Origin of the sequence: Photobacterium sp. MCCC 1A19761, assembly GCF_037389125.1 — a bacterium.
GTDB lineage: Bacteria > Pseudomonadota > Gammaproteobacteria > Enterobacterales > Vibrionaceae > Photobacterium.
In genome coordinates this window covers 536,336-543,259 of sequence record NZ_JAZGTF010000002.1, presented here as the reverse complement: position 1 = coordinate 543,259, position 6,924 = coordinate 536,336, and the positions used below count along the sequence as shown (strand labels likewise).

Sequence of the window (6,924 nt, the reverse complement as noted above, 5' to 3'; positions counted from 1 at the left end):
ACATCACGGAATATTACAGCAAGGTCAGGCCACATCAATATAACGGTGGTTTGACGCCAAATGAGTCAGAACGGTTATTCTGGAATGACTCTAAAACTGTGGCCAATTTTACTTGACCACTACAGACCGACTTGCAGAACCGCGGCGTCAAAGACATCCTGATCGCCATCAGTAGATGGCCTGAAAGGCTTCCCCGAAGCAATCGAAACCATCTATCTCGAGACAGAGGTGCAGGTCTGCGTCATTCACCATATCCGCAACTCCATGAAGTACGTCGCCAGCAAGAACCAGAAGGCCTTTATGGCTGATCTCAAGAGTGTCTACAAGGCCCGCAACACAGAATGCCGCGGAGCAGGCGCTGGACGAGCTGGAAGCCTTAAATAGCGCGGATGTTCATGATTTTTTCGTGGCGATGATGCCACTACAGCCAGCTTGGCACGGATCTGATTCATCAATGCTGTCCGTTCATGGACCCAATGATCACGTGCACGGTGCAGGAGCAAAATCGCCTGCTGCTCAGCCAATTTGATCCGGACGAAGCGCGTTGAAGGACGGGTGACAGTGGTGCAAATCGCGACGGCGTCATTGAGATCGTTTTTGGCCCCCGTTCTGAAGGGCGCCACATATTTTGATGCCATGATCTTTGGCGTATGGCCAAGTTTGGCCAGCTCTCGTGCCCAGTAATGAGAAGCGCCGCAGGCTTCCATCCCGATGATGGCAGGCGGGATATTGGCAAAAGTCGAAAGGACTTTCGATCATGATATTGTTCTGTAGATCAAAACCTTGCCTCGGTGATCTTCTCTGTGGATACTGAAGCTATGTCTGGCTAAATCAATGCCATAGACAGAGGGTGACATGGTGGCCTCCGGTTTAAATGGGATCAGACTTACTAAGTGTGGCAAAGCCTGATGAGGGGGAGTCCATGTTATTCGTTATATGCGGTATGATTTTTGAAAGTTGAGAGAAATATATAAGACATTATTCTTGATACAAAAGTTAGATTTAACTAAAACTATAAAATTTATAGGTGATAATTTTATTAAGGACTATTTTGTTTCATACTTTCGCTCTATGAAAGTTTACATTAAATTAAGTTAGAATTGAAGAGTAATAAGGTGAACAATTAGAAAAATGAATTTCTGAGCTTAGTGCCTTAGGCGCTTATTAAGCTTTTGTGGAACCTAATAAGTCTCCAGTTTCTCTGGAAGGAATTTTAACCCCTCAATTCTTTGTTAAGTGGAAAAATCCTGATTTTCTGTGGCTGCGTTGGTCACTTACTGAATAATATATCGAATCGCTTTCAGCAAAATAATGGGCTATAAAATGAAAATATTAGTAACTGGTGGTAGTGGGTTCATTGGTACACGATTAATCGATCTACTATTGAAAGAATCTCATGAGGTAATTATTTTTGATAAAAATGTTAGCGCCAAATATCCAGATTTATCAGTTATAGGAGATGTTCAAAATTTCGATTCTTTGAATTCAGCATGTAAAGGGGTTGATGTTTTATATAACTTGGCCGCCGAACATGCAGATAATGTAACACCTTTATCTTTATATCATGATGTAAATGTTGGTGGTGCTAAAAACATAGTTAAAGCTGCAGAAGAAAATAATATTAATAAGATTGTTTTTACTAGTTCAGTTGCAATATATGGATTAAATCGTGGTACACCAGATGAAAACACAGAACCTAGACCTTTTAATGAATATGGTCGAACTAAGCTAGCAGCTGAGCAGGTGTTTAATGAATGGTATTCCCAGAATAACGAAAGGACGCTTGTAACTGTTCGGCCAGCGGTTGTCTTTGGAGAAAGCAATCGAGGAAACGTTTATAACCTAATAAATCAAATCGTTTCTGGTCGATTTTTTATGATAGGTGATGGAACAAATTGTAAGTCGATGGGCTATGTTGGTAATGTGGCTGAATTCCTTAAGTACCAGTTAGATCAAGCCCCCGGTTACTACAGATACAACTATGCTGATAAAGCCGATTTATCTTCGTCGCAGATTGTATCTATTGTACGTAACGAGATGAATATCCCCGCTAGTAACGTTAAGGTGCCATACAGCATAGGTCTTTTGGGAGGATATGCGTTTGATGTTTTGTCGAAAATTACAGGTAAGAAGTTCCCTGTGAGCTCAATCCGTATTCAAAAATTTTGTGCCGATACCACGATTGACTCCAGTGCTGCCATGTCTTCAGGTTTTGTTCCCCCTTACACTTTAGAGGAAGGGTTGAAGCTTATGATTGAGCATGAATTCAAATAGTTTGGCCTATTAGCAGGGACAATCCCGGCAGTGCAATGGCTCGATTATTCAAGTGCTTGTATTCTAAGAACCATTGCCTAGCCAATGCTGAGATGCTTTGGTGGTCTCATTTTTAAATAAAATGTTTCTCTAACTGCTCAGGTGGACAGGCTTGATTGGTTTTAGCACACTTTCTGTCATTGCAGGGGCCCAGGACCAGGGTGAGATCACGAACGTTTTGTGACCAAATTCTGTGAGTTTGAACGGCCGATCGAATTATGATCTTATACTCTCTTTTTCGGGAGTTCTAAGGTGAGTATCGAGGCTTTTTCTCAGTATTTTGGCGATCTGCAAGACCCTCGTCAGTCTGCGAAAATCAGCTATCCCTTATTCGATGTTCTGTTTCTTACTGTTTGTGCGACGATTGCAGGAGCTGAGGGCTGGGAAGACATTGAAGATTTCGGTGAAGCACATTTTCAATGGTTTCAGCAAAAAGGACTTTTTGCATCCGGACTTCCTGTTCACGACACCATTGCTCGCGTTATCTCGCGCCTAGATCCAAGTCAGTTTCAGCAGTGTTTTATCAACTGGATGCAAGTCGTCACTGAGCGCTCAGACGGTGAGTTGATCGCTATCGATGGTAAGGTGTTGCGTGGCTCATATAACCGCGAAAGCAGGCAATCCACGATTCATATGGTTAGTGCCTTCGCCACGGCCAACGGCGTAGTTATGGGCCAACTCAAAACCAATGCGAAGTCGAACGAGATCACGGCAATACCGGAACAGCTTAACTTGCTGGACATCAAAGGCTGCCTGATTTCGATTGACGCAATAGCCTGCCAGACCAACATCGCCTCGACCATCATTGATAACGGTGGTGATTATTTACTTGCAGTTAAAGGTAACCAGGAAACACTGGCTAAAGCTGTACGTCAGGCGTTGTCTGCGAAGACTTCGATTCAGAGCGCCCCTGAAAATGTCACGGTGGAGCAAAGCCACGGACGAATCGAAGCCCGAGAATATCATGTACTACCTGCTGGTGAGTTGGTACAACAGTTTCCTGATTGGAAAGGGCTAAAGAGCATCGGCGTTACCATTGGTTATCGCATTGATAAATCAGGTAAAGAGTCACTCGAACACCGTTATTACATCAGCTCTGCTGAATTGGAGACAGAGCGTTTTGTCACCGCAGTGCGTGGCCACTGGGGAATTGAAAACAGCCTGCACTGGGTACTTGATGCATCAATGAACGAGGATGCTTGCCAGATTTATCGCGGAGATGCAGCTGAGATCATGGCCTGTTTTCGGCACATTGCACTGAACATGTTGCGAGCCGAAACCTCGAAAAAGGCTAGCATCCGACGTAAACAGAACATTGCAGCGATGAATACCGCTTATCTGGACAAGGTGTTACTGGCTGGTTTTAAGGCGGTGAGCAAAAAATGAGCATTCATGCTCTCACCCTGGGCCCAGGACACTGTTTGGCCGTTATGTGATGAAGGCGCAGTTGGCCCTAATATTTAAGGATATGTATGAAAAAAATAACAAAAGCCGTCATTCCGGTGGCGGGGCTAGGGACGAGAATGTTGCCTGCGACTAAGGCGATTCCAAAGGAAATGTTGCCTTTAGTGGATAAGCCACTCATTCAGTATATCGTTAATGAATCTATTCAAGCAGGGATCAAGGAAATTGTGCTGGTGACGCATTCTTCCAAAAATGCGATTGAAAACCACTTTGATACCTCTTTTGAGCTTGAGGCAACTTTAGAGAAACGGGTCAAGCGTCAGTTGTTGGATGAAGTGCAGTCTATTTGTCCACCGGATGTGACAATCATGCATGTGCGTCAAGGTCAGGCGAAAGGGTTAGGTCATGCGGTACTCTGTGCGAAACCCTTGATTGGGGATTCACCATTTGCGGTGGTCTTACCGGATGTAATTTTGGATGAGTACACGGCTGATCAGTCGATGGAAAATATGGCAGCGATGCTGAAGCGTTTTGAAGCGACGCAGGCGAGCCAGATCATGGTCGAGCCGGTCCCGATGGAAGATGTCTCGAAATATGGTGTGGTTGATTGTAATGGGGTTTCTTTTGGCCCAGGCGAATCCCAGCCACTGAAGGCGCTGGTGGAAAAACCTGCGTTAGAAGATGCACCGTCCAATCTGGCTGTGGTGGGCCGCTATATCCTGTCATCGACCATTTGGAGCAAGCTGGCGATTACCCCGCCTGGTGCCGGGGATGAGATTCAATTAACCGATGCGATTGCCATGTTGATGACTGAAGAGCCTGTTGAAGCGTTCCATATGTCTGGAAAGTCCCACGATTGTGGTGATAAACTTGGATACCTGAAGGCTTTCGTTGAATATGGCTTGCGCCATGATGCGCTGGGTGACGAATTTGCCCTTTACTTAAAAGAATTAACGGCTTCTGAAGTAACATTAAAGCTAGTCGGTTAAGGAGCAAAGCGCTGTTTTTAGATTGTTAGAACAGTGCTTGTTAGACCAATTACTCCATAAGAGTTTGCTATGACAGCTACCGCATTTGTTTTCGTTTTTGTTTTCTCTTTCTGCAGTCTCTTTGTTTTTCGTAAGCTGGCAAAGAGAGTAGGTTTAGTGGATAAGCCTAACGCCAGAAAACTTCATCAGGGCGTTATTCCGCTGGTTGGTGGGGTCTCTATTTTTACCACCCTAACTATTGCTTTTCTCTTGTTTACCCCTATTGCTCAAGACACCATTTTGTATCTGGGCAGTGCTGCTGTTCTTGTGATGATGGGGGTCATTGATGATCGCCTGGATATTAGTTTTAAAATCCGGCTGGTGATTCAGGCTGCTGTGTCTCTGGCAATGATCCAGATTGCAGGCAAAAGCCTGCATAACCTGGGCTTCCTGATGGGCAGCGAAGCGATTGAGTTGCCGCTTGCCATGAGCTATTTAGTCACTATCTTTGGTGTCATCGGTGCGATTAATGCCTTTAATATGGTGGATGGCATTGATGGGTTACTGGGCGGTTTGGCGTCCGTAACGTTCGCTGCATTGGGCTATATGTTTTGGGTTGATGGCAATGCTGAGTTGGCAGCCGTGTGTGGCTTGATTGTCACCGCAATGGTGCCTTATATCATGCTCAACCTTGGTTTTCCGCTGGGCCGTCGTTTTAAAGTCTTTATGGGGGATGCCGGCAGCATCTTTATCGGATTTACGGTGATTTGGCTCTTGATTGAAGCGACTCAGGGCGAACGGGTAACCCATATTCGTCCGGTCACAGCGTTGTGGGTGATTGCTGTACCGCTGATGGATATGGCGACCATCATGATCCGCCGGATCCGCAAAGGCCAGTCGCCATTCAAGCCGGATCGTGAGCACCTCCACCATATCTGCCAGCGGATTGGGTTGTCTTCCGGGATGTCTCTGGTGGTGATCTGCTCCTTGGCTTCTGTGCTGGCCGGGATCGGCATTTGGTCTGATGTGAACAAGATCAGCGAGTCGGTGATGTTCTTCAGCTTCCTGGCTGTATTTGTCGGCTACTTCCTGTCGATCAGCTACATCTGGCGTATTACGACTTTTATCCACAAACTCATGGGTCGGCAGAAAGTATCTGAACTTGAGCTTGAGATGAGTCAGTCTCACGTCGAGAAATAGTATTCGGTTTGTCTGAAGGCGAGTTTACAATTGGGTAGCTGGTATGAAGTGCTGCATCTGTTGGATGCAGCACTTTTTGTTTCTGACGTTTGTGTATGAGGAAAAGAAAGCCTTATGTTTCATAAAATCTTGGTTGTCTGTGTGGGTAATATTTGCCGGTCACCATCGGGAGAGTATTTACTGAAGCAGCTGTTGCCTGCAAAGCAAATTGCTTCTGCTGGTGTTGGTGCATTGGTCGGAAAGCCTGCCGATAAGATGGCTGCGGATGTGGCATCAGAACAGGGAATCTGCCTGGAAGGGCACGAAGCTCAGCAGTTGACCAGTGAATTGTGTCAGCAATACGACCTGATTCTGGTGATGGAAAAAGGTCATATCGAGGCGGTGACCAGGATAGCGCCGGAAGCGCGCGGTAAAACGATGTTATTTGGTCAGTGGATTGGCCAGAAAGATATTCCGGATCCTTATCGCCAAAGTCGCGAAGCGTTTGAGTTCGCCTATAGTCTGATAAAAGAAGCCGCCGAGGCTTGGGCCAAAAAACTGTAGTCCGGTATCTTCTGGGGAGAAGGCGTAGCACGATTAACGCATATCGACAAATGAAAAATGCCCTGTTGTCATTACGCAACAGGGCATTTTTATATCCAAGTTTGATAGCCACGATATTTTCTTTTGTGCTTCCTGCTTCAAACCCCTTTCAACCGATCTTCCCGGCGCATTGCCTTCGACATTTGGTCGTATTGTTCTAATTCATCAAAAAACAAGGAGAGTCGCAACGCGAGTAAAATACAAGTTTGCGTCGCCATATGGTAGACGTCGCTAATCAGGTTTGCTGCGAAATGAATTTTTTGCATACATCCTCCTTGCAATGAACGGGTGTTGTAAACAGGTAAGGCGACGTTATCTCCTTGAATATGAAATCAGTATGTTAGAAAGGTGACTCTAATGTTGAGTATAGTTGATTTATTGGGGAAGGGATTGATTTTGAGCACGTTTTTTGCGACGAGCGGGAAATCTTCGGCTTACAGCGGGTTACTGTAAGCCG

The 6,924-nt window shown here is 45.5% G+C and carries 6 protein-coding genes and 2 pseudogenes; 6 read left to right on the top strand and 2 right to left on the bottom strand.

Annotated features, from left to right (window positions below; genetic code table 11):
- Positions 1 to 125: 125 nt before the first annotated feature.
- Positions 126 to 373, top strand: a pseudogene (locus VV869_RS05085) (transposase); the annotation flags it as partial.
- A gap of 52 nt (positions 374 to 425) precedes the next feature.
- On the opposite strand, the pseudogene VV869_RS05080 reads toward VV869_RS05085, so the two are convergent.
- A pseudogene (locus tag VV869_RS05080) lies at positions 426 to 857 on the bottom strand (IS110 family transposase); the annotation flags it as partial.
- A gap of 466 nt (positions 858 to 1,323) precedes the next feature.
- On the opposite strand from VV869_RS05080, the gene VV869_RS05075 reads away from it, so the two are divergent.
- The 5 genes from VV869_RS05075 (at position 1,324) to VV869_RS05055 (ending at position 6,428) form a co-directional block, all read left to right on the top strand.
- Positions 1,324 to 2,274 (top strand): NAD-dependent epimerase/dehydratase family protein, encoded by a 951-nt coding sequence (locus VV869_RS05075; RefSeq protein ID WP_337733879.1) that lies wholly within the window; start codon positions 1,324 to 1,326, stop codon positions 2,272 to 2,274.
- A 291-nt stretch (positions 2,275 to 2,565) separates the two neighbouring features.
- Positions 2,566 to 3,699 (top strand): ISAs1 family transposase, encoded by a 1,134-nt coding sequence (locus VV869_RS05070; RefSeq protein ID WP_337733878.1) that lies wholly within the window; start codon positions 2,566 to 2,568, stop codon positions 3,697 to 3,699.
- An 86-nt stretch (positions 3,700 to 3,785) separates the two neighbouring features.
- Positions 3,786 to 4,706, top strand: a complete 921-nt coding sequence (gene galU, locus VV869_RS05065) for a UTP--glucose-1-phosphate uridylyltransferase GalU (protein WP_337733877.1) — start codon at positions 3,786 to 3,788, stop codon at positions 4,704 to 4,706.
- Between the two features lie 69 nt (positions 4,707 to 4,775).
- Positions 4,776 to 5,885: a UDP-N-acetylglucosamine--undecaprenyl-phosphate N-acetylglucosaminephosphotransferase gene (wecA, locus tag VV869_RS05060; protein ID WP_337733876.1), complete on the top strand. Its 1,110-nt coding sequence runs from the start codon at positions 4,776 to 4,778 to the stop codon at positions 5,883 to 5,885.
- A gap of 114 nt (positions 5,886 to 5,999) precedes the next feature.
- Positions 6,000 to 6,428 carry an arsenate reductase/protein-tyrosine-phosphatase family protein gene (locus VV869_RS05055; protein WP_337733875.1) on the top strand — a complete coding sequence of 143 codons (429 nt, stop codon included), beginning with the start codon at positions 6,000 to 6,002 and terminating at the stop codon, positions 6,426 to 6,428.
- A 137-nt stretch (positions 6,429 to 6,565) separates the two neighbouring features.
- Here VV869_RS05055 and VV869_RS05050 read toward each other — a convergent pair whose 3' ends face one another.
- Complete coding sequence (locus tag VV869_RS05050; RefSeq protein ID WP_337733874.1) at positions 6,566 to 6,733, bottom strand: hypothetical protein; 168 nt, start codon at positions 6,731 to 6,733, stop codon at positions 6,566 to 6,568.
- Between the last annotated feature and the right edge of the window lie 191 nt (positions 6,734 to 6,924).

Excerpts from the sequence above, each read along its gene's own strand:
- VV869_RS05055 (WP_337733875.1), top strand. The coding sequence starts at position 6,000 with ATGTTTCATAAAATCTTGGTTGTCTGTGTGGGTAATATTTGCCGGTCA.
- galU (WP_337733877.1), top strand. The coding sequence starts at position 3,786 with ATGAAAAAAATAACAAAAGCCGTCATTCCGGTGGCGGGGCTAGGGACG.
- VV869_RS05075 (WP_337733879.1), top strand. The coding sequence starts at position 1,324 with ATGAAAATATTAGTAACTGGTGGTAGTGGGTTCATTGGTACACGATTA.
- wecA (WP_337733876.1), top strand. The coding sequence starts at position 4,776 with ATGACAGCTACCGCATTTGTTTTCGTTTTTGTTTTCTCTTTCTGCAGT.
- VV869_RS05050 (WP_337733874.1), bottom strand. The coding sequence starts at position 6,733 with ATGCAAAAAATTCATTTCGCAGCAAACCTGATTAGCGACGTCTACCAT.